Origin of the sequence: Glutamicibacter sp. ZJUTW (genome assembly GCF_008370855.1) — a bacterium.
Classification (GTDB): Bacteria; Actinomycetota; Actinomycetes; order Actinomycetales; family Micrococcaceae; genus Glutamicibacter; species Glutamicibacter nicotianae.
In genome coordinates this window covers 3,374,577-3,396,398 of the sequence record NZ_CP043624.1, presented here as the reverse complement: position 1 = coordinate 3,396,398, position 21,822 = coordinate 3,374,577, and the positions used below count along the sequence as shown (strand labels likewise).

Below are 21,822 nucleotides of genomic sequence, written 5' to 3'. Positions count from 1 at the left end.
ATCTAGGTCATGGCGAAACGCACCGATTCAGAGACGATGTCAAAGCACATCCGTGACACCCTGCGCACCGATATCCTCGATGGGCGCTGGGAGCCAGGTGCCCGGCTCCAGCTCACGCATCTTTCCGAGCACTATGAAACCTCCAGCACGGTCATTCGCGAAGCGTTGACCCGTCTGGTGGGGGACAAGCTGGTGACCCTTCGCGCCAACAAGGGCTTCTTCGTGCCCGAGTTGTCGTTGGCCGAACTGACGGACATCGTGGAGATGCGTTGCGTCAATGAGCAGCTGGCCATCTCGCTGGGCTTCGAGCGCGCGCCATTGGAGTGGGAGAGCGAGCTCATGGCCGCACACCACACCCTGGAGCGCACCCCGCGCCGTTCGGACGAAGACCCGGATAACCACACCCCGGAATGGAATCACGCGCACCAAACCTTCCACGACAAGCTCGTCGAAGCCTGCGGAGTTCCACTGCTGACCGAGATGACCCGAACGCTGTCGGATCTCATCCAGCTCTACGGGCGCTGGGCCGGGCCGGCAACGCGCGATGCCAAACGCGATCTGGACAAGGAGCACCGCGACATCTTGAACGCGGCTTTGGACCGTGATGCCGAATTGGCAGGGCAGTTATTGCGTGCGCACTACGAAACCACACTCAGCGCCGTCAAGAATGGCGGCGAGGTGGGCTTGGCCTGCCTGCCGCATGTGAAGCTGCTGAAGTAGCCGGAAGCTGTTTCGCGGCGCAGCCAAGGCAAGATGCGGCCCGCCGCCATGCGCGGAAACTCGGCTCCAGGGCTCAGGATCGAGAGTGCCGCGGGGGAATGCGCCCGTTCAAGAAGCGGGTGCGCAAGGAATCAATGGCTTGGAGCACCTGGCCTTCGCCGGTGCCGATGTTTTCTTCGACCCAGGTGAAGTAGCGCTGGGCTTCTGCCAGGATTCCCGGAATGAAATCGCTGGGATCAACACGGTGCTTGTGCTGGTTCACGGTGAAGAGAGTCGACCGTTCCTTCATCTCCAGGCGAAGCGGCACGGGTTGGCCTGGGAACAGCCGTTGAGCCGATCCCTTGTGCAGATACTCCTCGACCAGTTCAATCAGCTCGAACCAGATCCCGCTCACTTCATCCCACAGCTCGCCTGGAATCAATTCGATCCCGTGGTACGACAGCGAAAGAAAACCTTCACTGCCGTAGGGGTTTCTGTTCAGCCGATCCCGCCAAATGCTGGCGGCACGGCCAGGCTCCTGGAACATGCTGACCAGGTAGTTTTCGGGATGCGCGACGAAATCGTCGAGGTCCGTCACCGTGTGCGGGACCAGGATATACGGTTCGCTCTGTACGGCTGGTTCTTTCATCTCACCTTGATTCTTGCCGAGGGGCGAAATGGATGGCTCGAACCCTGTCGATGAGCCTCTGGTTCCTGGCATCGCGCCAGCTGCCCCAAGCTGCAGTCGCTTGCTTGCCCCGCCGGTTTTCAGTGTACTTCGGTTCCGTTTAATAGCGGCACGCAGTGGATTTCGAGCATTGCTGGCGCTCAGGCTTGACGAGCTGCCAACTTGTTGTCCCCAACGACTCCAAGTGCCCTCCTGCGCGGCTCTGCAGCCTAATTGCCGCATCTGCGATAGAGGGGCGAACTATTTTTGAAGAATTTTCTTCAATTTTCGATCAGGCGCCGATGCGCGCCTGGCATCGTCTTCATGGCGTGAGAGCGCCATTGAAACCTTCTAGGGAAACTCTACTTGATCTCAAGTTATGCATTGTTCGACAAATAAATAGACGATTTTCCCATGGCTATTTCCCTGAATAACAGCCTTGCTCAAAGGGGCCTTTCCCGTTGGCTTGGACCCTTTCTTGCGAGACAAAATCATTCCGAGGGCTAGCCTTATGTGACGCAAGACTCTAGAATCATGGTTCTAGAAGTAATGATCTAGATCACGTTTTGTTGAATTCGCGGAGCTAGGGCGCTCCGAAGTATCCGAGGGAATCTGAAAATGACACTTGCAGTTGCTGCCATGTCCCACGCGCCATCGTTTGGAAATGTCGATCCAGGCGGGACGACCTTTGCCGAGATCAATGAAGCCATCGAAGACGTTCGCAAATTCGTCGAAGATTTCGCTCCAGACATCACCATCGCCTTGGGTCCGGACCATTTCAATGGCGTGATGTACGAAATGATGCCGCCGTTCTGCGTTGGCGCGCAGGCTAGCGGCGTAGGCGACTGGGGAACTGCGGCCGGTCCACTGCCGGTGGATGGAGACACCGCCCGTGAATTGCATAAATTGATCCTTGAAGATGGAATCGACATTGCCCGTTCCGAGAATCTCCAGGTGGATCACGGTGTGCTCCAGCCACTCGAGTTTGTCTTCGGCCACGGGTTCACCAACCCATTTGTCCCGATCTTCGTGAATTCCGTAGGCCTCCCGCTCACCCCGATGAGCCGGGTTCGATTGCTCGGCGAAGCACTGGGGCGCGCGGCGCAGAAGCTGGACAAGAAGGTGCTGGTCTTCGCTTCCGGCGGCCTGTCCCACAATCCGCCGATCCCCGTATGGGACGACGCTCCTGACGAAGTGCGCCAGCGCTTGATCGAGGCCACCATGACCCCAGAGCAGCGCGAGATCAAGGAATCAACGATGCTTGCCAATATCCGCAAGTTCGCTGAAGGCAAGGCCAGCACCCAGCCGCTGAACGAAGTCTGGGATAACGAAGTGCTCGACGTGCTGCGCAGCGGAGATCTATCGGTGGTAGACCAGTGGACCAACGAATGGTTCGGAGCAGAAGGCGGCAGCGGCGCGCATGAAGTCCGTACCTGGATCGCGGCCTTCGCTGCGCTGTCCGCCCATGGCAGCTACTCCATGGCAGTAGACAAGTACTGGCCGGTGGAAACGTGGGGCGCCGGTTTCGGCGTCGTTGCAGCAATCGCGGATGGTGCCAAATGAACACTGGCATGACCACCATGTGGCAGGCCATCGGCGATGTCCCGCACACCTTGGAATACAAGCAAATTGGCCAATGGAACACCCGGATCCTGACCGTCGGATCCGGTGAAGAAACCATCGTGCTGTTGGCCGGAACCAGTGGTCACCTCGAAGCCTTCACCCACAACATCCGCGCACTGGCCGAGAACTACCGCGTCGTAGCCTACGACTACCCAGGACACGGCTTCTCGACGTTGGCGACAGCCGATCTGGAAATCAGCGACTATGAAGAGCACCTTATCGGTTTGCTCGATGCTCTCGGCCTGGAGCGTGCACACCTGTGCGGTGAGTCGTTGGGCGGCTGGATTGCACTGAAGTTTGCACAGAAGCATGCAGATCGCGTGCACACCTTGATTCTCAGCGCACCGGGGGGCCGCATCGTCGGTAAACCAGCCATGAGCAAAGGACGCTCGGTCACCCGCGACGCCGTCGACAACCCAACATTCGAAAACGTCAAGGCTCGCTTGCAGGTCGTCATCCACAACGAAGACCTGATCTCCGACGAGCTGGTTCGGATGCGGCAGGCTGTCTACTCCCGTGAAGGATTCAGCCAGTCCATCGGACACATTCTGGTGCTGCAGAATTCTGAGATCCGCTTCCGGAACCGGGTGACCGAAGAAGACTATGCGGCGGCCAAGGTCCCGACATTGCTGGTCTGGACCGACCACGAGCCAACTGGCGGTGTGGATACGGGCCACGAGCTCGCATCGCACCTGCCCGACGGCGAACTGCTCGTCATCGAAAATGCGGCGCACTGGCCGCAGTGGGAAGACCCGAAGAAATTCAACGAACGAGCCATCGATTTTCTTTCAAGGAAGGGCTGAACATGTCGGCAACTATCCAGAAGCTCGCGGATGCCCTGTATGAGGCGCGCACCAATCTCACCTCCATCGACTTCATCCGCCATCAGCTTGAGGAAGGCGACCTGGATTCCGCCTACGCGATCTCGGAGCTGAACACCAAGCGCCGCGAAGAAGAATTCAACCTTCGCAGGGTGGGCCGCAAAGTAGGGCTGACCAACCCGATGGTGCAGAAGAAAGCAGGTGTAGACCAGCCGGACTATGGAATCGTGCTCGATGACATGGTCTTCGAAAGCCCGGTGGACCGCCCGCGCTCGGCATTCATCCGCCCGAAGATCGAAGCCGAACTCGCCTTCGTGCTCAAGCACGACATCCTTGAAGCGGACATGGACAGCATCAGGGCAGCTATCGACTACGTGGTCCCGGCGATGGAACTAGTCGACTGCCGATACCACAACTACAAGATGAGCATCCTGGATACCGTGGCCGACAACGCCGCCTGCGAAGGCCTGGTGGTGGGAGGAGCCCGGAAGAAGCTCGACGAAGTCGATCTGGACGAGGTTGAGATGGTGCTCTATCGCGGCGATGAGGAAGTCACCCGCGGCGTGGGACGCAACGTCCTGCAGGGACCAATCAACGCCGTCCAATGGCTGGCAGAGACCTCGATCCGCACCGGCAAGCCGCTGCGCGCAGGCGAGATCCTGCTGTCCGGATCGATCGGCATGATCGTCGACTGGGACGAGGACGTCACCTACACCGCCAAGTACTCGCACGGTTTCGGCGAAGTCTCCGCGACCCTGATCAGCAAGGAAAACAGCAATGACTGAACTGACCACAGATATCCGCAACGAAATCCTGGCGTTGGTCTCTGAATTCCACTGGCTCCTGGACCACGGCCACGCCGACAAGCTGCATGAGCTGTACGCCGAAGACGGACGTTCGGTCGGCCCCATGGGCGTGATGGAAGGCCGCGAAGCGATCAAGGCATGGGGCGAACGCCGCAGCAAGATCAACGCTGGAATCGTGCGCCACTTCTCCGGCGGCACCCGCGTCTACGTCGAGGACGGTGTCGTCAAGAGCACCACCTACTACATGACCTTCCGCGACAGCCAGCCAGATCCACTGCATCCGGCAAGTGTTGGCGAATTCCAAGAGGAGTACACCAACGTTGATGGCAAGTGGCTGATCCAGCGCCGCGAGATCGTCCCGGTATTCGGAGCGGAAAACGCCGCAAAGCATGCGGCGAAGATTGCCGCAGGTTCAGAAAAATGAGCAGCGAACCAGACAACGCACCGGTACTGCTGCACATTGCGCTCCCTTCAATGGCGGTAGTCGAAAGCGCGCTGAACGCCGGCTACGACGGCGTCATGATCGATCTGCAGCACGGAGAGATCGGGCTGGACCAAGCGTGCAGCATGCTGCGTGCAATCCCTCGCGGCAACCAGTGGGTCTACGCGCGTGTGGCCAGCATCGACTCCGGAGTAATTGGCCGCCTGCTCGACAGCGGAGCACGCGGCATCGTGGCACCCAGCGTGGAAACCGTGGAACAGGCCCGTGCACTGGTGCAAGCGGTGAAGTACCCGCCGTTGGGCGGCCGCAGCCTTGGCCCGACGCGCCCGAACCTTTATCAGGGAGCGGACTACTGCCAAGCAGGCAACGAAGCGGTATCGGCCATCGTGCAGATTGAATCGGCCGCCGGCGTGGAAGCGGCCGCGCAGATCGCTGCGGTGCCGGGACTCGACTCGCTGTACATCGGACCCTCCGATATGGCCGTGACCTACGGACTGCCCGGACGGGCGGACTGGGAAGAGGGCCCGGTGGCGGAGGCTGTCGAGCAATTGGCGACGATCACGCAAGAGCAGGGCATCGGCTTGGGACTGTACTGCAGCGACCCGGCCTTTGCCGCGGCTGCCATGCGCAGTCATTCACTGGCCTACGCAGGACTGGGCATCGACCTTTTATACGTTGGAAAACAAGCACGGGTTTCACTCGCGGCATTGGAGGAAAAGGCATGAGCGAGCAAACTGAAATCCTGATCATCGGCGCCGGTCCCACCGGCCTGACCTTGGCGAATCTGCTGGGCAAGCTGGGGGTCAAGACCATCCTGATCGAGGCTCGTGAGCAGCTGATCGACTACCCTCGGGCCGTGGGCATCGACGACGAGTCGCTGCGGGCCATGCAGACATTGGGCCTAGTTGACCAAGTGCTGGTGCACACCGTTCCGGACCAGCAGGTTCGCATCGTCAACGGGTCGGGCAAGGTCATCGCGAACATCAATCCGACCACCCGGGAATTCGGCTGGCCTCGCCGAAACGGTTTCGTGCAGCCGCTGGTTGACCAGGTGCTGCTCGAAGGCATCAGCCGCTACCAGTGCGTCGACGTCCGCTTTGGAGCGGAAGCCACCGACTTGGTCCAAGATGCCCAGGGCGTCACCGTCACCATCGGGGATGCCGGGCAAGAACGCACCATCCGCGCAGACTACGTAGTCGGTTGCGAGGGCGGTGCATCGTTCACCCGCAAGAAGCTGGGCATTGGCTTCCCCGGGACCACCCGTGCGCAGCGCGGCGTGGTGATCGACGTTGCCAATGATCCGCTGGGCACCCCGCACGCGGTGTTCGGCGGCGACCCATCTCGCGCCTACGCAACATTGAGCTTGCCGCATGGCATCCGCCGCTGGGAGTTCTCGCTGATGGAAGACGAGAGCGATGAACTCGTCGACAGCGACGAGTTCTTGGACAAGCTGCTCAAGGACCATGTGGACGATCCAGCAAGCTTGGACATCATCCGGCGCCGCGTCTACGCGCACCATGCTCGTGTTGCCGAAAGCTTCCGCAAGGATCGTGTGCTGCTGGCCGGCGACGCCGCTCATGTCATGCCGGTCGTCGCAGGCCAGGGATGGAATTCCTGCGTTCGCGATGCGATGAACCTGGGCTGGAAGCTGCATGCTGTCACCCGCGGCTTGGCCACCGATCAGCTGCTGGACACCTATGCGGATGAGCGGCGTGACCATGTCAAAGCCATGGTTGACCTGTCGGTGGGCATGTCCAAGGTGGTCACCAATCGCAGCAAGATCACCTCGGCGGTGCGCGATGCCACGGCAGCGGTGATCGACCATCTGCCAAAACTCAAATCCTACGTATCGGGTCAGGGCTTCAAGCCGATGCCCAAGTACACGCGGGGGGTAGTGGTGCACGATACCTCGCAGGACTCCAAGGCGGTCCCCGTGGAAGAAGGTGCGAAGTCGAGTACCGGGATGCTCTTCCCGCAGCCCAAGGTGATCGACGGCGAATGCGGCGAGGTCCTGCTGGATGACGCTACCGATCTCGGCTGGCGAATCTACGCATGGAACAACGATCCATCGAACTTCCTGAGCGAACAGAGCCGTCGCCGCTTCGAGGCCTTGGGGGCGAGCCTGGTGCAGGTAGTTCCGAGCGTCCAGCTTCCTTGGGCGCAGCAGAATGCCATGCCGGGAGTCCAGGTCGTGGGCGACCCCGCAGGTGTCTTGAAGCAATGGTTCCATCAGCACCCAGTCTCTGCAGTGGTGGTCCGCCCGGATCACGTGGTCGCCGCTGAATGTCTGATTCAGAACCTGGATCAGACTCTGAATCGGGTTCTCGACAAAGCCAGCGTTGCTCCAGCTGGAAGGAACGAAAGCAACACCATCGCTGAAGCACAGGCCGCAAAAATCCAACCGGCCCGCTAGGACGCGGACACACCGCACGACACCGCCGTATTCCTTTTCGTTGACCAACCACGGCTCACCCCATCCATGAAAGAAAGAACTCTCATGAACACCAAAACCACTCGCAAACTGTCCGCTCTCGGGTTGATCGCAGCGCTTAGCCTCACCGGTTGCGCGCAGGGCTCCATCTCCGGTGGCGCTGATACGGGATCGGACTCAAACGCCGGCAGCGGCCTTGCCAAGGCGACCATCGGTCTGTTCCCATCCTCCGCAGTTGGCGCTATCCAGCTGGGCATCAACAAGGGCTATTTCGAAGAGGAAGGCATCGATCTTGAAATGCTGCTCGGTCAGGGCAGCGCGGCTCAGCTTCCGTCGCTGACCTCTGGAAGCCTGGAATTCATGCTGGCGAGCCCCACCACACCTCTGGTGGCCACCACCAAGGGCCTTGATGTGAAGATCGTTTCGGGCTATGCCAAGAACCGTCCGGACATCATCGAGGATTCCGTTGCAGTATTGGTCGGTCCGAAGTCAGACATCAAGCGCGCTAAGGACCTCGAGGGCAAGACCGTGTCCATCAACGCGCTGGGAAGCATCGGGGACATCGGCATTCGAGAGGCGATTTCGCTGGACGGAGGCGATCCGAACAAGGTGAACTTCGTGCAGTTGGGCTTGAACGAAGTCGCCGCGCAGCTGGAAAGCGGCGAGATTGACGCCGGTATGGCGGGACCTCCGTTCCTGCAGCAGATTGTTGCAGACGGAGGCGTCGTCATCAGCGACTTCATCAAGGAATCGAAGCTTGGCGGAGCGGAATTGGTGATCGTCTCCAGTGGCGCTCTGACCGAGGAGGACCCGGAGCTGGTTGACGGCTTCACTGCTGCACTGGATAAGACGTTGACCTACGCCGAAGCGCATCAGGACGAAGTCCGGGCGCTGCTGCCGGAAGTCCTGGGCACCTCGGAGGCTGCCGCTGAGAAGACCGACTTCATCGAATGGAACGCGGATCTGGACAAAGACGCATTGAACCAGTTCGCCGATCTGATGAAGGAATACGGACTCGTGGAAGAACGTCCGGACATCGACCAGACGGTATGGAGCAAGTAGCTTCAGCGCCTGGCGATTGAGCCAGCGACAATTGAAAGGGGGCTGGAACTCATGAGTAATCCAGCGCTTCCTGCGGCATCGGTTCGCAGGGTAAATATCACGTCGAGGCGCAAGCGGGTCTCGTGGACCTCGGTGGGACCGGTTGCCCTGGGCACCTTGGGGATCCTGCTGTTCCTTGCCATCTGGCAGGTGGTCTCGGTGTCCGGGATGGTGAACGCAACCCACATGCCGCCGCCAACCGTAGTTCTCGAACGCTTCGTGATGAATTTCGCCTATGCGGAATTCTGGGCCGCCGTGGGCAACACGATGAAGGCCTGGCTGCTGGGCGTATCGATTTCCACCGTTTTGGGAATCATTGCGGGCATCATTATCGGTTCGAGTCGAATCCTGACAAAGGCCACCCATTCGACAGTGGAATTCTTCCGCCCGATCCCGGCCGTGGCGCTGATTCCCATTGCAGCCCTGCTCTTCGGCCCACGGATCGGCACAGAGCTGATGATCATCATTTACGCCTGCTTCTGGGTGGTGCTGATCCAGGTGTTCTACGGGATCTCAGACGTGGACAAGGTTGCTGTGGATACAGCCCGGACGCTGCGCATGAATTTCGCGCAGCGTGTGCGCTACCTGCTCTTCCCCACACTGCTGCCGTTCTTGATGACCGGGCTGCGCTTGTCGGCAACGATTGCGCTGATCCTGGCTATCAGCGTGGAGCTGATCGTGGGCACCCCGGGCTTGGGTCAGGAAGTGGCCTTCGCCCAGATCAATGGATCAGCACCAGCAATCTATGCGTTGATCATCACCAGCGGACTGCTGGGCATTGCTATCAACATGATTATGCGCTTCGTTGAGCGCAAGACCCTGTTCTGGCATCAAAGCGTACGAGGAGGCACTTCGCTATGACGTTGCTCAAGAAGGCCGCCTACCTGCTGGGCCTGCCGATCATTCTGCTTGCGACGTGGTTCATCTACACGGATCTCTACGCGAATTTCTTCATCCCGAAGCCGCTGGAGCTCTTTGACCGCTTCGTGGACATCTGGTTCGCCGAGCGCTTCTTATCGGATGTCATCCCGAGCCTTTACCGCCTGCTGGCCGGACTGGGGATTTCAATCGTCATTGGCGTGCTGCTCGGTGTCCTCGTGGGGTCGGTACGGTGGCTTCGCTGGTTGCTGGAACCGTTGTTCGAATTTATCCGAGCCGTTCCCTCCACCATCCTGATCCCGGTGCTGTTGCTGCTGATTGGCATCAACGACACTATGAAGATCACCCTGATTGTGCTCAGCTGCATGTGGCCGATCCTGCTGAATACGGTAGCCGGCGTCACCTCGCTGGACGAGGTTTTGAAGAACTCCGCACAGATGATGCAGATGAACAAAGTCGATCGCCTGCGCTATCTGGTTTTGCCCGGCGCCTCGCCGCAGATCATGGCCGGCATCCGCCAGTCCTTGGCAGTGGCGCTGATCCTGATGGTGGTCTCGGAAATGTTCGCTTCCACAGACGGCATCGGCCATTGGACCATCAACTTCCAGAACCGAATTGCCATCCCTGAAATGTGGAGCGGAGTATTCCTGCTTGGCCTGATCGGCGTCGTGCTCTCCATCATCTTCGGGTGGGTTCATCGGCGCACCCTAGCTTGGTACGAAGGATTAAAGGAAAACGAAAATGACTAATCAGCAAAGCAACGTCCGGCTTGAGGTCAATCAGGTCCAAAAGATCTACAAGCTGTCCTCGGGCAATGAATTCGAAGCCGTGAGGTCGCTGACCTTCGATCTGCATGAAGGTGAATTCGTTTGCCTTGTAGGCCCTTCAGGCAGTGGCAAAACCACCTTGCTCAAGTGTATCGCCGGCCTGATGAACGCCACCTCCGGCACTGTGGTGCTGGATGGCAAACCGGTCAATGGCCCGGCCAAGGGCATGGCCGTGGTCTTCCAGGAGTACGGGCGTAGCCTCTTCCCTTGGATGACGGTGGAAGCCAACGTCGACCTGCCGCTGAAAACCAGCGGCGTAGCCAAGGGCGAGCGGGCCCGCCGGGTCAAGGATGCCTTGGAATCCGTGGGCTTGGAGAAGGCCGGCAAGAAGTACCCATGGCAGCTGTCTGGCGGCATGCAGCAGCGCGTAGCGATTGCTCGCGCCGTGGCCGCACAGCCCAGCGTATTGCTGATGGATGAGCCATTTGCCGCGGTGGATGCGCAAACCCGCGCAGAGCTGGAAGATCTGGTGCGCCGCATTTGGAAGCAACACAACATGACGATCCTGTTCGTCACCCACGATATCGACGAATCCGTCTACTTGGCAGAACGCGTGCTGGTGCTCTCCAGCTCACCGACCGTCATCCAGAACGACATCAAGATCGACTTGCCTGTCGACCGCAACCAGCTGACGACCCGCAGCGAAGCCCGTTTTGGCGAGCTGCGCTCGGAGGTCTACGAACAAGTCCAGCGGGCCAAGACGAATACCGACGGGCAGTCCGACGTCCTGCGAGTCAAGGAACCAGCGGCATGAGCGAGAACAGCGTGAACACCCTGGCACCGGCAGCCGATGACTTGTTCTGGCAGGCGAACAGCGAACTGATCACCGAAAGCGATGAGCAGCTGGCCCGAATCGTGGATCAGGCGGACCTGCCCGCGCTTCTGGCCGCCATCGCTGCCGCGACGTCGAATACCGCGATCCTTGCCGAAGAGCTGCGTCCCCCATTGACCCCGGTGGATACCAAGAACCACCCGCATGGCGGCATGGGTGAAGAAGCAGTATTGAAGGGGAAGGCCGTGGCCTTGTCCGGACTGATACAGCTGCGCGATCAGCAGATCACGGCAACGCCAGCTCTGCAGCCGCAGGCCGCTGAAGAGATCCTGGCTTATCTGAGCAATGGCCACTCCGAATGGGCCGACATGCTCAAGCACGAGCTGTCGATACTGCCTGAAAATAGCGGCGCACCGACGTGGCAGTATGAGGATTTCGCTGTCGCAGGCAAGGAGTTCACCGCGCTGATCGTCGGATCGGGGGTGGCAGGGATTGCGGCAGCTCACCGTTTCGCGCAGGCCGGGGTGCCTTTTGAGATCATTGAAGCCAGCGCCCGTTTGGGCGGGACCTGGCAGAAGAACAAATATCCAGGGGTACGGCTGGACACCCCGACCTTCGGCTACTCGTATTCCTTCGCGCAGAAAGCCGACTGGCCGCACCAGTTCGCACAGGGTGAAGAAGTACGGGAATACCTGGAGACGGTGGCAGCCAAAGCCGGCTTGTCCGGCAAAATCCAGTATGGCACTAGGCTGATCAGCGCCACATGGGATGAAGCTGCGGGGCAATGGGAGGCCGTGATTTCCCAAGATGGCAATGGGGTCGAGACCCGTCGCTTCAACGCCCTGATCAGTGCCTCGGGGCAGCTTGATATCCCGAACATTCCAGAATTCCCGAATCGGGACAAGTTCGCTGGAATCCAGATGCATTCGCAGGAATGGGACTCGAGCGTCGACTGGCGGGGCAAGAAGGTCGCGGTCATTGGCACCGGGGCAAGTGCCTACCAGATTGTTCCGGCGATCTACCAGGACGTTGAAGAACTCGTGGTCTTCCAACGCAACGCACCATGGATGCTGCCAGCACCGGCATACCACCAGGAAGTCAGTGAAACCTTCTCGTGGCTGGTGCGCAAGGTTCCGCATTACGCCCAGTGGTTCCGCCTGTGGACGACGGTCTTGGGAATACCGGGGCGCTTCCATACCGTGCGTGCTGAAGAGAATTGGCCACAGGCGCCGCTGAGTGTTTCGCGCAAAAACCACCAGGTGCGTGAAGAGCTCATCGACTTGCTCCGCGAGCAGTTCGAAGGCCATCCCGATCTGTTGAAGCACGCGATCCCTAGCTACCCGCCCGGTGCCAAGCGGATGCTGCGCGACAACGGCGTTTGGGCACAAGCGCTCAAGGCTGAGCACTCCACACTGGAAGTCTCACCAATCGTCGAATTCACCGAAACCGGCATTATGACTGCGGATGGAGTCCATCACGAGGTGGACATCGTCATTTATGCCACCGGGTTCAAGCCGTCGGATTACCTGGACGGTATTGAAATAGTTGGGCGTGAAGGCTTGCGCATCCACGACTACTGGCAAGCAGATGCACGGGCACATAACGGCGTCACGGTTCCGGGATTCCCGAATTTCTTCATGGTGTACGGACCGAACGTTGGCGGTGTGGTTGCCGGTAGTCTGCACTTCATGCTGGAACGAGCCAGTGAGTACGCACTCAAGGCCATTCACGAAGTGCTCAAGCGCGACGCAAAAGCACTGTCGGTCACCCAGGAAGCACTGGATCGGTTCACGGCATGGGTGGATGCGGAGAACCGCCAAATGGCGTGGGGTCAGCCCTATGTCAAAACGTGGTATCAGAACAGCAAGGGCAGGGTTTCCCAAGTCTGGCCATTCACCAACATTGAATATTGGGAAGCAACGGAATCCGTTCGTCCAGATGAGCATGAATTTCTGCGCTGAAAAGAGTCGGTGATGACTTGGTGCACGCGGAAGAGGGTTGGGCGCTTCCGCGTGCAGTAGTCTCTGCAGTATTGACTCAAGCAGTACAGGAGAAGGAGCAGTTCGTGGCCCGACGCAATGGATCGCACCAGGGAACCCCCGAAAACGAGAAGGCAATTCTTAATGCAGCGCTTACTTTGGCAGTTAACGCCGGATACGAAGGCACCACGATGTCCAAGGTCGCCGAACTATCCGGATTGCCTGTCGGTTCAGTCTATTGGCACTTCAACAATAAAGAGCAGCTATTTTCCAACCTGATCGATTACTGCTTTGAGCAGTGGAAGCTCGACCATACCGGGCCAACGAACCGCGACCTGCTGCGCCGCAGCATCGCAGGTTCTGCCGGTGGTTCCACCAACCCCGAAAATGAGACAGAAGCATTCTGGGTCTTGGCACTGCTCTTTGCGCTCGAAAAGCGGTTGGAAGGCAATGCCGCGCGTGAGCGCTACCTGGAAGTCAGAAAAGAAATGTTTGAGCTGATGGTTTCCCGGGTTGAACCGGAAATCCCAGATGAAGTGCTGGAGGCCGACCCGGCCTTCGCACGAAAAATGGTGGTGCTCGGCCGGGCACTCACTGATGGATTTTACGTTGCCGCTTCTGCTGGCGACGAGATTGATTTTATGGAATTCGCCGAGCTTTCTTCGGCCGCGGTCAATGCGTTGATTGCACGTGAAGTTCAGCGGGTATCCGATGAGGGGATTGAATGACTGAAACACGGAAAGTAGCTGTTGTTATCGGAGCAGGCTCCGGGATAGGCGCTGCGGTAGCCCGTGAATTGGCCTTGGGCGATGGGCATAGAATTGTTGCCCTCTCGCCGTCAGGCCAAGCCAAGGCACTTGCCGAAGAACTGGGCGGTGTCGGCTTAGCCGGCTCGAACTGCTTGACCGCAGACCTGCAGGCTGTGGTTGACCTTGCTCTGGAGACCTACGGGCGGATTGATGTCGTTGTCAACGGCTCGGGCCACGCGGCCTCCGGTCCCGTCCTGGATATCACCGATGAGGACTGGGAAGCCGGCATGCAAATGTATCTGATGAACGTGGTCCGGATGTGCCGCATCGTCACACCTCACTTAGAGAACAATGGGGGAGGAACCATCGTGAACATTTCCACCAGCTCGCCTTTCGAGCCGAATCCCAAATACCCCGTCTCCGCAACTTTCCGTGCTGCCCTAGCCTCTTTCACCAAGTTGTACACCGATGAATACGGCCCCAAAGGCATACGCATGAATAATGTGCTTCCGGGTTTCACTAAAGAGGACCCGAGCACGGTGCCTGAAGCATGGGTCCAGAAGATTCCCTTGCGCCGTGCCGCTAGCAGCACCGAGATTGCCAAGGCCGTGCGCTTCCTGGCCAGTGACGAATCCAGCTACATGACCGGACAGAACATTCGTGTTGACGGTGGAGTTGCCCGTTCGATCTAAGCCGTTTCGGCCAGAATCCATGCCAGGCAACGGATAATCGGTCCGTGTCCGGGTACAACAAATCCCCTTGCCGCTTTTGCGGCAAGGGGAATTGCTGTGGCTAGTGCGCCAGGTGCTAGTTCTGGACGCTTGAACGCTCTTCGCGGAAGCGTGCAGGCCAGACGCCCTGCTTGCCCGGGGCCAGGATGCCAGCCGGATCCAGCGCGTCCTTGATCTTCTCCTGCAAGCGGCGGGCCGCATTGCCGTTGAAGTCGAAGCCGTCGGCAATCCGGTCCATGTAGTCCACATGGCTGCGGTACGGTGCGTAGCCGCGGGCCCGGGCGGCATCGAGCAGCTCGGAGTACAGGGCGCGGGCGCGCTGGAGCATTTCCTCGTTGCCGCGCTCGAAGAAGATCATCGTCACGTGGACCATGTGGCGCGGGTACAGGTGGTACCCGATGTACAGGTCGAATCCGTGCTTCTCATAGAGCTTCTTGGCTTCCTGGTAGAACTCGGCCACCAGTTCGCCGCGGGCGGGGATGATCGGGGCGGCGTCGATGTGCCCGCCATTTTCGGCAGCCCAGCCTACGGTGGATAGCGGCTTCAGGGTCGGAACGCCAGCCATCTGGGTGCGGTCGAGGGCGGCGATGTCATCATGCTGCAAGGCCAGGCCCTCTTCGCCCGAGTAGAAACGGGCATCGACGCGGGCACCGGGGATGGCGCTGATCCGGTCCTTGACGATTTGCAGCCGGCGTTCGCTCAGCTCACGGTCGCCGTAGAAGGCGAATTTGCAGTTCCACTGGCCAATGCCGAATTCCTGGCGCATTTCTTCCAGCCGCCAGTCGGGAATGGAGCCTTCGCCATCCCAGAAATCGGCACGGGATCCGCGCAGGGTCGCCGCGCGGACAACGTTGCCGCACAGCGCATTGTTCTGGATGATTTCCTCGCGGCGCAGGGTGGTGAGGATATCGATCAGTTGCGGCAGGTGCGCTTCATCGTCGACGAAGATGTCGCCGTTGACGTAGGTGTGCGGCGCCGGCATCAGCCACAGGCCGACCTGGGTGACCACGCCGTAGTTGGACTGGGTGAACAGCCCGTCCAGGGTCGGTCCGAAGCCGCCCTGGAAGATCGGTCCCAGTTCGGTGCCGTCCATGGCTCCCATGCCGGTGCGGACCAGGTCGCCGTCGGGCATTACAACTTCCATGCCGCACAGCGACTTCACGTGGTCGCCCAGCGGGGTCATGCCGTAGCCGCGGTCGAGCATGTTGCCCATCACCGAGCCCCAGCCCAAGGCCGGCACCGACATCCACACCTTCAGGCCGCGTTCCTTGATGTATTCGAAGAGCTCGAAGAAGGTGACGCCGGGCTCCACCACGGCGTAGCACAGGCGGTCATCGACGGTGATGATGCGCTTCATGCGGCTCAGATCCAGCGCCACCATGCCGGTGTCGCGTGGTTCCGGGCCGCCATAGCCCAGGTTCTTGCCGCAGGAGAAGGTCCACAGCGGCACCTCGTGCTCGGTGGCCAATTTGACGATGGCCTGCACTTCTTCGGTGTTGGCCGGGCGGACGCCGGGCCAGGGGGTGCGGCCCGGGTTCAGCGGGTAGGGATCGATATACCCCTCGGAATCACCCAGGGAAACAACGTTCTCCGCGCCCACGATTTCCTTGGCTGCCCGAAGAAACTCTTCACGACGATCCATGATTCACCCTTCCAATGGCCGCTGGCAGGTGCCGCGGCCTCACTGTCTTAATCTAAAAATCTTGCATTGCACATGGCCATCATCAATAAGCTTGATGCCATGAGTCTTGTGTCCCACCCGCAGCTGACCTTGCGCCAGCTCTGGCATTTCGTTGTCGCCGCCGAGGCCGGAACCATGGCAGAAGCCGCCCGGCGGCTGCACCTGGCACCCTCGGCCATCTCCATGTCCATCGCCGAACTCGAACGCATCGTCGGCGCCGAACTGGCGGTCAAGCGCCGGGCCAAGGGCCTGACACTGACCGCGAGCGGCAAGATGGTGCTGCTCCAGGCCCGCGAGCTGCTGGACCACGCCCATGATCTGGAAACCATGGGCCAGGGTACCCGCGAAGAGCTGGCCGGTCCGCTGACCGTTGGCTGCTTCATGCCGTTGGGCCCGGTCATCATTCCTTCGATGCTCAGCGCCTTCGCAGAGCAGTGCCCCAAGGTGGAGGTCGATTTCCTGGAGGGCTTCCACCAGGAAATGCAGGACGCGCTGCTCGATGGTTCCATCGACGTCGCCTTCCTCTACGGATCGGAGATCTCACCGGCTCTGCGTTCGGCCACCGTGGCGATGGCCGAAGCGCAGATCCTGCTGCCGTCGGGGCATCCGCTGGCGGGTCGCCGATCGGTGTCGCTTCGTGAAATCTCCGAGGAGCCGCTGGTCCTCTTCGAATCCGAGCCGATCACCCAGCGTATCCTCGGCCTTTATCAGGGCAGCGGGCTGGAGCCGATGATCCGGCACCGTTCGCGTTCCTATGCGACCGTCCGCTCGCTGGTCAGCACCGGCCGTGGTGTGGCGGTGCTGTTCCAGCAGCCGGCCCTGGAGGCGCCCTATGAAGAGTTGAATGTGGTGCTCAAGCCGCTGAAACTGGATGACGGAAATATTGCAGTCGTTCCGGTTTCGGTGGCTTGGCCCCGTACTTCGCGGCTGAACTCCCGTGCCCAAGCCTGGGTGGAAGTGGCAGCTGAGCTCTTCGAGACTGCAGGCCGGCGCGCCTAGCGGCTAGACGCGCGAGCGGATCGAGGACGGGTAGGACAAACCCAAGTTATCCCGCAGGGTGGTGCCCTCGTACTCGGTGCGGAAGTAGCCGCGGTTCTGCAGTTCCGGGACCAGCTTGTCGCAGATCAGCTTGAAGCCACCCGGGTTGAACGGGGCGTTCAGGTTGAAGCCGTCGCAGGCCTTGGAATCGAACCAGTCGATCATGCGGTCGGCCACTGCCGAGGCGGTGCCGGCCATCCACTGGTGGCCGGTGGAGCGGGCCAGATCGACGATCAGTTCGCGCAGGGTCATGCCCTGGTCCACCGACTTGCGGCGGTAGATCTGGTAGCGCGAACCCAGCGCCGGGTCATCGGAGAACCATTCGGCAGGAATCTTCTCGTTGAAGTCCAGCGACGACAGGTCCATCTTCAGATCGGCGCCAACCTGCACGCGGCCGTTCTCCAAGTGGATGTGGTTGGCCAGCTCTTCCGCCAGCTCATCTGCTTCAGCCTGGGTATCGCCGAGGATCGGCAGGATGCCCGGGATGATCTTCACATCGTTGGGGTTGCGGCCCTTGGCCGCGGCCATGGCCTTGAACTTCGCGTAGAACTCGACCGAAGGCTCCTTCAGCGGCTGCGCGGTGTAGATGCCGTCGGCCACCGAGGAACCCAGCTCCATGCCCGGTCCCGAGGATCCTGCCTGGACCAGCACCGGACGGCCCTGCGGGCTGCGTGGCATGTTGATCGGGCCCTGGACCTTGAAGAATTCGCCTTCGTGATTGATCGGGTGGATCTTGTCGGTATCGACGTACCAGGCCGATTCCTTGTCGTTCGTGACGGCGTCGTCTTCCCATGAATCCCAAAGCTTGTTGGCTACCTCGACGAACTCGGTGGCGCGGCGGTAGCGGGTAGCTGGATCCGGGGCGCTGTCCATGCCGAAGTTCTGGAAGCCATCGGAGCTGGTCACGATGTTCCAGCCTGCGCGTCCACCTGACATGTGGTCCAGGCCGGCCATCTGCCGGGCCAGGTTGTATGGCTCCGAGAAGGAGGTGGAGACGGTGCCGATCAGGCCAATGTTCTTGGTGCGTGCTGCCAGTGCGGACAGTACCGAGATGGGCTCGTAGAAGCCGTTCATCTTGATGTCGCCGCGCATCACGGTGTTGGCATGGACGATGTCGCCAAAGAAGATGGCATCCAGCTTGGCGTCTTCAGCCATCTTGGTCAGGTCGTAGACGAATTCCAGGTTGGCCAGCTCATCGGAGCGCGAGCCGTCCATGCGCCACGAGTCCTTGTGGTAGCCAGCTGGCAGCATGAAGGTGGTGAGCACCATGTGCTGGGGGTTCTTGGGAGTCATTGAAACTCATCCTTTCCTGCGAATGCGACGGGAAGCACTGAATCCATGTTTACAAGAGTCCACAAAGTAGTAAATAGAGAACTTTTGTGCCATAGCATTCAGAAAAATTGATGTTAGAAGTCAAAAACTGGTCCGCGTACCCACAGGTACGCGGACCGGCGGTGGGGTTAGGCGTTCAGCTTTGCGTCGGCCGATGCTGAGCCAGCGGTCTTCGGAGACAATGCGGCGCCTTCCGGGCTGATGCGGATTGCGATCAGTCCGATCACCAGGATCGCCACCCAGAAGATGCCAACCGCGGTGATGCCGAAGCTGACGGCCAGCGCGGTGCAGATCATCGGGGTGAAGCCGGCGCCGAGGGTTGAGGATCCCTGGTAGGCCAGCGACGCGCCGGTATAGCGGACATCGGCCGGGAACAGCTCGGAGATGTAAGCGCCAATCGGTCCGGCGAGAATGCCCTGGATGACGCCATTGCCGACGATCACTGCTACTGCGAAGCCCCAGCCGGTGCCATTGCTCATCAGGAAGACCGCGGGGAAAGCCCACAGGATACCGGCTGTGCCGCCGATGGTCAGGATGGTCTTGCGTCCGTACTTGTCCGAGAGCTTGGCGGCCAAGAAGCAGACCACGATGGTGACCATGGCCGCGTAGCCCTTGGTGTTCAGCACGAAGGAGCGGTCCACGCCTTGGGCCGCGGCTTCGGAAACGCCCCATGAGGTCAGGACGCCCTGGCAGGTGTAGAAGCCGAGCGAAGCGATCAGGGTAATGATGACGGTGCGGGAGTGGTTCTTCAGTACCAGCGAGATCGGGGTCTTGCGTTCCTGCTGGCGTTCGGCGGCTTTCGCATCCATTTCCTGGAAAATTGGGGTTTCTGCCACCTTTAGGCGGATGACCATGCCGATGATGATCAGGACTGCCGAGAAGATGAACGGAATGCGCCAGCCCCATTCAAGGAACGCATCACCGGTGGAGAAGGAGACGAAGGAAACCAGGAAGGTCGCCAGCAGGCCGCCGGCCGGAGCTCCGGCATTGGCGAAGGAAGCTGCGAAGCCGCGCTTGGAAGCCGGGGCGTGTTCCAGGGCCATCAAGGTGGCGCCGCCCCATTCGCCGCCGACTGCTACACCCTGGATTACGCGGAGCAGGACCAGGATGACCGGAGCGGCCGCGCCAATGGTTGCCGTCGTAGGCAGCAGGCCAATGGCAACGGTGGCCACGCCCATCATCATCATGGACAGCACCAGCATCTTCTTGCGTCCCAAGCGGTCGCCGAAGTGGCCGAAGACAATGCCGCCCAGCGGGCGGGCGATGTATCCGACAGCCAGGGTGCCGAAGGAGGCGAAGAGAGCCAAGCCAGGGGTCAGGTTGCTGAAGAAAACCTTGTCGAAAATCAGCGACGCCGCGGTGGCGTACAAGATGAAGTCGTAATACTCGATGACACTGCCCAAGAAGCTGGAACCGAGAATGCGGCGCAAATCCTTGGTATTGAGGGAGTCGCTGGGCTCCATTGCCTGTGCTGGGCGGTTCTGCTGTGATGAGGACACCTGAGAACCCTTCCTTTTCGCTGATGTGACTTAAGACATAGTGGCTCATTTCACTCGCGCTGTCCACTTTTTACGCATTTTAAGATCAATAATATTTTCTTGAAGAGGTAAAAACCGCGGAATTCAGCGGTTTTGAAAAATTTCTTCAGCGAATGACTTGATCTGAATCACAGAGGTTATATAAACTGATGCACAGAATATATTTTTGAACCCGCTTGGCGGGACGCCCGATAAGGAGCAGCAAAGATGAGTGCACGCACTGGAGAGCAGTACCTGGCAGGGCTCAAGGATTCCCGCGAGGTCTGGCTGGGAGATCAGCGCATTGACGTCACCGAGCATCCGGCTTTTGCCGGCTCGATCAACGGCATGGCAGCGTACTTCGACTACCAGCACAAGTATGCAGATGACTGCCTGATGGTCGATGAAGAGACCGGCGAGCAGCATAACGTCTCGCTGCTTCGTCCGAAGAACGCGGAAGACATCGCACGCCGCCACCGCGCATTCGACCGCCTGGCCCGCTACTCCAACGGCATGCTCGGCCGCACCCCGGACTATGTGAACGTCGTGCTGGCCGGCCATGCCTCGCGCCCTGACATCTTCGCGAAGTCCGGGGACCCGGTCTACTTCGAGCGCCTGCAGAACTACTGGCGCCTGGTCCAGGAGAAGGACCTGGCCCTGACCCACACCATCGTGCATGCGGCCATCGACAAGTCGGTCGGCGAGCTGCAGGGCATCAATGAAGAACTGACCCTGCGCGTGGTGGACCGCACCGAAGAAGGCCTGATCGTGCGCGGCGCGAAGATGCTCGCCACCCTGGGCCCCATCGCCGACGAGCTCTACGTCTACCCGGCCGTGCCGATCCAGAAGGGCTTCGAGGAATACGCGCTGTCCTTCGCCATCCCGGTCGCCACCAAGGGCGTGGTTTCGGTATGCCGCGACCACTACGGCGTGGACCAGCCAGTGGTGGACAAGCCATTCTCCTCGCGCTTCGACGAGCAGGATGCGGTCATCATCTTCGACGACGTGCTGGTTCCGTGGGACCGCGTCTTCATCGACGGCCAGCTGGATGTCTACAACTCCCTGAATGCCGGCACCGCCACCGGAAACACCCAGCAGCAGACCGCCATCCGCGCGTCGGTGAAGCTGGAATTCGCTTATGACCTGTGCGTGCAGATGGCCAAGGTCACCGCCACCGATACCAAGCCGGACACCGCTGCGATGCTCGGAGAAATCTACTCCTACCTGCGCATCGCCCGCGCCGTGATCCACTCGGCCGAGGTCAACGCCTCGGAATGGGGCGGCGGAGCGTTCTTCTGCCACGATGACATCTCCGCGCTGCGCACCATGATGCCAATCTGGATGGCACGCGTGAACGACATCATCAAGTCGATGGGCTCGCACAACCTGCTGGCCACCCCGACCGCGTCCGCCTTCGAGGATCCTCGCCTGGGCCCACTGCTGAAGAAGTACCTGCCAGGGGCCAACGGCATTGCGCCGGAGGAACGCGCCAAGATCTTCCGCACCGCGTGGGACTTCGCCGGATCCGCGCTGGGCAGCCGCATCGAGCTCTACGAGCGCTTCTACCTGGGCTCGGTGGGCCGTGCCCGCGGCCTGGACCACCGCAAGGCCCAGATGAAGGGCGAAACCGGTGCCTTCGAGGCGATGTTCGCGGAGTTGGGCATCGACCCGGTTCTGGCAGAGCAGTCCGGACTGGACCTCGACGCCGCGGCAACGCGCGCCTGAGG

Annotated in this window: 20 protein-coding genes; 16 read left to right on the top strand and 4 right to left on the bottom strand. The window is 60.2% G+C overall.

Annotated elements, in window-relative coordinates; all coding sequences use genetic code 11:
- Positions 1 to 9: 9 nt before the first annotated feature.
- On the top strand, positions 10 to 720 hold the full coding sequence (locus F0M17_RS15935; RefSeq protein ID WP_128470970.1) for a GntR family transcriptional regulator: 711 nt from the start codon (positions 10 to 12) through the stop codon (positions 718 to 720).
- A 73-nt stretch (positions 721 to 793) separates the two neighbouring features.
- Here the strand turns inward: F0M17_RS15935 and F0M17_RS15930 are convergent, their stop codons facing one another.
- Positions 794 to 1,348, bottom strand: a complete 555-nt coding sequence (locus tag F0M17_RS15930) for a hypothetical protein (RefSeq protein ID WP_149597540.1) — start codon at positions 1,346 to 1,348, stop codon at positions 794 to 796.
- A 636-nt stretch (positions 1,349 to 1,984) separates the two neighbouring features.
- On the opposite strand from F0M17_RS15930, the gene F0M17_RS15925 reads away from it, so the two are divergent.
- The 13 genes from F0M17_RS15925 to F0M17_RS15865 all read left to right on the top strand — a co-directional run bounded on the left by F0M17_RS15925 (position 1,985) and on the right by F0M17_RS15865 (position 14,488).
- The gene (locus F0M17_RS15925; RefSeq protein ID WP_149597539.1) at positions 1,985 to 2,929 is read left to right on the top strand and encodes a 3-carboxyethylcatechol 2,3-dioxygenase; all 945 of its coding nucleotides are present in this window, start codon (positions 1,985 to 1,987) and stop codon (positions 2,927 to 2,929) included.
- 8 nt (positions 2,930 to 2,937) lie between these two features.
- Complete coding sequence (locus F0M17_RS15920; RefSeq protein WP_204675961.1) at positions 2,938 to 3,792, top strand: alpha/beta fold hydrolase; 855 nt, start codon at positions 2,938 to 2,940, stop codon at positions 3,790 to 3,792.
- Between the two features lie 2 nt (positions 3,793 to 3,794).
- Positions 3,795 to 4,595, top strand: coding sequence for a 2-keto-4-pentenoate hydratase (locus F0M17_RS15915; protein ID WP_128470974.1), 801 nt, complete (start codon positions 3,795 to 3,797; stop codon positions 4,593 to 4,595).
- Positions 4,588 to 5,040, top strand: a complete 453-nt coding sequence (locus F0M17_RS15910) for a nuclear transport factor 2 family protein (protein ID WP_149597538.1) — start codon at positions 4,588 to 4,590, stop codon at positions 5,038 to 5,040. Before F0M17_RS15915 ends, F0M17_RS15910 begins: the two co-directional genes overlap by 8 nt.
- On the top strand, positions 5,037 to 5,783 hold the full coding sequence (locus F0M17_RS15905; protein WP_128470976.1) for an HpcH/HpaI aldolase/citrate lyase family protein: 747 nt from the start codon (positions 5,037 to 5,039) through the stop codon (positions 5,781 to 5,783). The genes F0M17_RS15910 and F0M17_RS15905 overlap by 4 nt, the downstream gene beginning before the upstream one ends.
- On the top strand, positions 5,780 to 7,471 hold the full coding sequence (locus F0M17_RS15900; protein ID WP_149597537.1) for a bifunctional 3-(3-hydroxy-phenyl)propionate/3-hydroxycinnamic acid hydroxylase: 1,692 nt from the start codon (positions 5,780 to 5,782) through the stop codon (positions 7,469 to 7,471). The genes F0M17_RS15905 and F0M17_RS15900 overlap by 4 nt, the downstream gene beginning before the upstream one ends.
- Positions 7,472 to 7,555: 84 nt before the next feature.
- The gene (locus F0M17_RS15895) at positions 7,556 to 8,551 is read left to right on the top strand and encodes an ABC transporter substrate-binding protein (RefSeq protein ID WP_168202044.1); all 996 of its coding nucleotides are present in this window, start codon (positions 7,556 to 7,558) and stop codon (positions 8,549 to 8,551) included.
- 51 nt (positions 8,552 to 8,602) lie between these two features.
- The gene (locus tag F0M17_RS15890) at positions 8,603 to 9,451 is read left to right on the top strand and encodes an ABC transporter permease (RefSeq protein WP_128470979.1); all 849 of its coding nucleotides are present in this window, start codon (positions 8,603 to 8,605) and stop codon (positions 9,449 to 9,451) included.
- Positions 9,448 to 10,218 (top strand): ABC transporter permease, encoded by a 771-nt coding sequence (locus F0M17_RS15885; protein ID WP_128470980.1) that lies wholly within the window; start codon positions 9,448 to 9,450, stop codon positions 10,216 to 10,218. The genes F0M17_RS15890 and F0M17_RS15885 overlap by 4 nt, the downstream gene beginning before the upstream one ends.
- A complete protein-coding gene (locus F0M17_RS15880; RefSeq protein WP_128470981.1) occupies positions 10,211 to 11,050 on the top strand; it encodes an ABC transporter ATP-binding protein in 840 nt (279 codons plus the stop codon). Before F0M17_RS15885 ends, F0M17_RS15880 begins: the two co-directional genes overlap by 8 nt.
- Positions 11,047 to 13,029, top strand: a complete 1,983-nt coding sequence (locus tag F0M17_RS15875; protein ID WP_149597535.1) for an NAD(P)/FAD-dependent oxidoreductase — start codon at positions 11,047 to 11,049, stop codon at positions 13,027 to 13,029. The genes F0M17_RS15880 and F0M17_RS15875 overlap by 4 nt, the downstream gene beginning before the upstream one ends.
- A 104-nt stretch (positions 13,030 to 13,133) precedes the next feature.
- Positions 13,134 to 13,775: a TetR/AcrR family transcriptional regulator gene (locus tag F0M17_RS15870; protein ID WP_161567513.1), complete on the top strand. Its 642-nt coding sequence runs from the start codon at positions 13,134 to 13,136 to the stop codon at positions 13,773 to 13,775.
- Entirely contained in the window at positions 13,772 to 14,488 is a 717-nt protein-coding gene (locus F0M17_RS15865) for an SDR family oxidoreductase (protein WP_128470984.1), read from the top strand. Before F0M17_RS15870 ends, F0M17_RS15865 begins: the two co-directional genes overlap by 4 nt.
- A gap of 115 nt (positions 14,489 to 14,603) precedes the next feature.
- Here the strand turns inward: F0M17_RS15865 and F0M17_RS15860 are convergent, their stop codons facing one another.
- Positions 14,604 to 16,169 (bottom strand): FAD-binding oxidoreductase, encoded by a 1,566-nt coding sequence (locus F0M17_RS15860; RefSeq protein WP_149597533.1) that lies wholly within the window; start codon positions 16,167 to 16,169, stop codon positions 14,604 to 14,606.
- Positions 16,170 to 16,268: 99 nt separating this feature from the next.
- On the opposite strand from F0M17_RS15860, the gene F0M17_RS15855 reads away from it, so the two are divergent.
- On the top strand, positions 16,269 to 17,207 hold the full coding sequence (locus F0M17_RS15855; RefSeq protein WP_168202043.1) for a LysR substrate-binding domain-containing protein: 939 nt from the start codon (positions 16,269 to 16,271) through the stop codon (positions 17,205 to 17,207).
- A 3-nt stretch (positions 17,208 to 17,210) separates the two neighbouring features.
- On the opposite strand, the gene F0M17_RS15850 is transcribed toward F0M17_RS15855, so the two are convergent.
- Positions 17,211 to 18,539 carry an LLM class flavin-dependent oxidoreductase gene (locus F0M17_RS15850; RefSeq protein WP_149597531.1) on the bottom strand — a complete coding sequence of 443 codons (1,329 nt, stop codon included), beginning with the start codon at positions 18,537 to 18,539 and terminating at the stop codon, positions 17,211 to 17,213.
- Positions 18,540 to 18,706: 167 nt separating this feature from the next.
- On the bottom strand, positions 18,707 to 20,077 hold the full coding sequence (locus F0M17_RS15845) for an MFS transporter (protein ID WP_236641138.1): 1,371 nt from the start codon (positions 20,075 to 20,077) through the stop codon (positions 18,707 to 18,709).
- Between the two features lie 246 nt (positions 20,078 to 20,323).
- On the opposite strand from F0M17_RS15845, the gene F0M17_RS15840 reads away from it, so the two are divergent.
- Positions 20,324 to 21,820 carry a 4-hydroxyphenylacetate 3-hydroxylase N-terminal domain-containing protein gene (locus F0M17_RS15840; protein WP_149597530.1) on the top strand — a complete coding sequence of 499 codons (1,497 nt, stop codon included), beginning with the start codon at positions 20,324 to 20,326 and terminating at the stop codon, positions 21,818 to 21,820.
- The last annotated feature ends 2 nt before the right edge of the window (positions 21,821 to 21,822 follow it).

Bases quoted from the DNA above. Each gene is read 5' to 3' on its own strand.
- F0M17_RS15935 (WP_128470970.1), top strand. From the start codon at position 10: ATGGCGAAACGCACCGATTCAGAGACGATGTCAAAGCACATCCGTGAC.
- F0M17_RS15930 (WP_149597540.1), bottom strand. From the start codon at position 1,348: ATGAAAGAACCAGCCGTACAGAGCGAACCGTATATCCTGGTCCCGCAC.
- F0M17_RS15925 (WP_149597539.1), top strand. From the start codon at position 1,985: ATGACACTTGCAGTTGCTGCCATGTCCCACGCGCCATCGTTTGGAAAT.
- F0M17_RS15920 (WP_204675961.1), top strand. From the start codon at position 2,938: ATGACCACCATGTGGCAGGCCATCGGCGATGTCCCGCACACCTTGGAA.
- F0M17_RS15915 (WP_128470974.1), top strand. From the start codon at position 3,795: ATGTCGGCAACTATCCAGAAGCTCGCGGATGCCCTGTATGAGGCGCGC.
- F0M17_RS15910 (WP_149597538.1), top strand. From the start codon at position 4,588: ATGACTGAACTGACCACAGATATCCGCAACGAAATCCTGGCGTTGGTC.
- F0M17_RS15905 (WP_128470976.1), top strand. From the start codon at position 5,037: ATGAGCAGCGAACCAGACAACGCACCGGTACTGCTGCACATTGCGCTC.
- F0M17_RS15900 (WP_149597537.1), top strand. From the start codon at position 5,780: ATGAGCGAGCAAACTGAAATCCTGATCATCGGCGCCGGTCCCACCGGC.
- F0M17_RS15895 (WP_168202044.1), top strand. From the start codon at position 7,556: ATGAACACCAAAACCACTCGCAAACTGTCCGCTCTCGGGTTGATCGCA.
- F0M17_RS15890 (WP_128470979.1), top strand. From the start codon at position 8,603: ATGAGTAATCCAGCGCTTCCTGCGGCATCGGTTCGCAGGGTAAATATC.
- F0M17_RS15885 (WP_128470980.1), top strand. From the start codon at position 9,448: ATGACGTTGCTCAAGAAGGCCGCCTACCTGCTGGGCCTGCCGATCATT.
- F0M17_RS15880 (WP_128470981.1), top strand. From the start codon at position 10,211: ATGACTAATCAGCAAAGCAACGTCCGGCTTGAGGTCAATCAGGTCCAA.
- F0M17_RS15875 (WP_149597535.1), top strand. From the start codon at position 11,047: ATGAGCGAGAACAGCGTGAACACCCTGGCACCGGCAGCCGATGACTTG.
- F0M17_RS15865 (WP_128470984.1), top strand. From the start codon at position 13,772: ATGACTGAAACACGGAAAGTAGCTGTTGTTATCGGAGCAGGCTCCGGG.
- F0M17_RS15860 (WP_149597533.1), bottom strand. From the start codon at position 16,169: ATGGATCGTCGTGAAGAGTTTCTTCGGGCAGCCAAGGAAATCGTGGGC.
- F0M17_RS15855 (WP_168202043.1), top strand. From the start codon at position 16,269: ATGAGTCTTGTGTCCCACCCGCAGCTGACCTTGCGCCAGCTCTGGCAT.
- F0M17_RS15850 (WP_149597531.1), bottom strand. From the start codon at position 18,539: ATGACTCCCAAGAACCCCCAGCACATGGTGCTCACCACCTTCATGCTG.
- F0M17_RS15840 (WP_149597530.1), top strand. From the start codon at position 20,324: ATGAGTGCACGCACTGGAGAGCAGTACCTGGCAGGGCTCAAGGATTCC.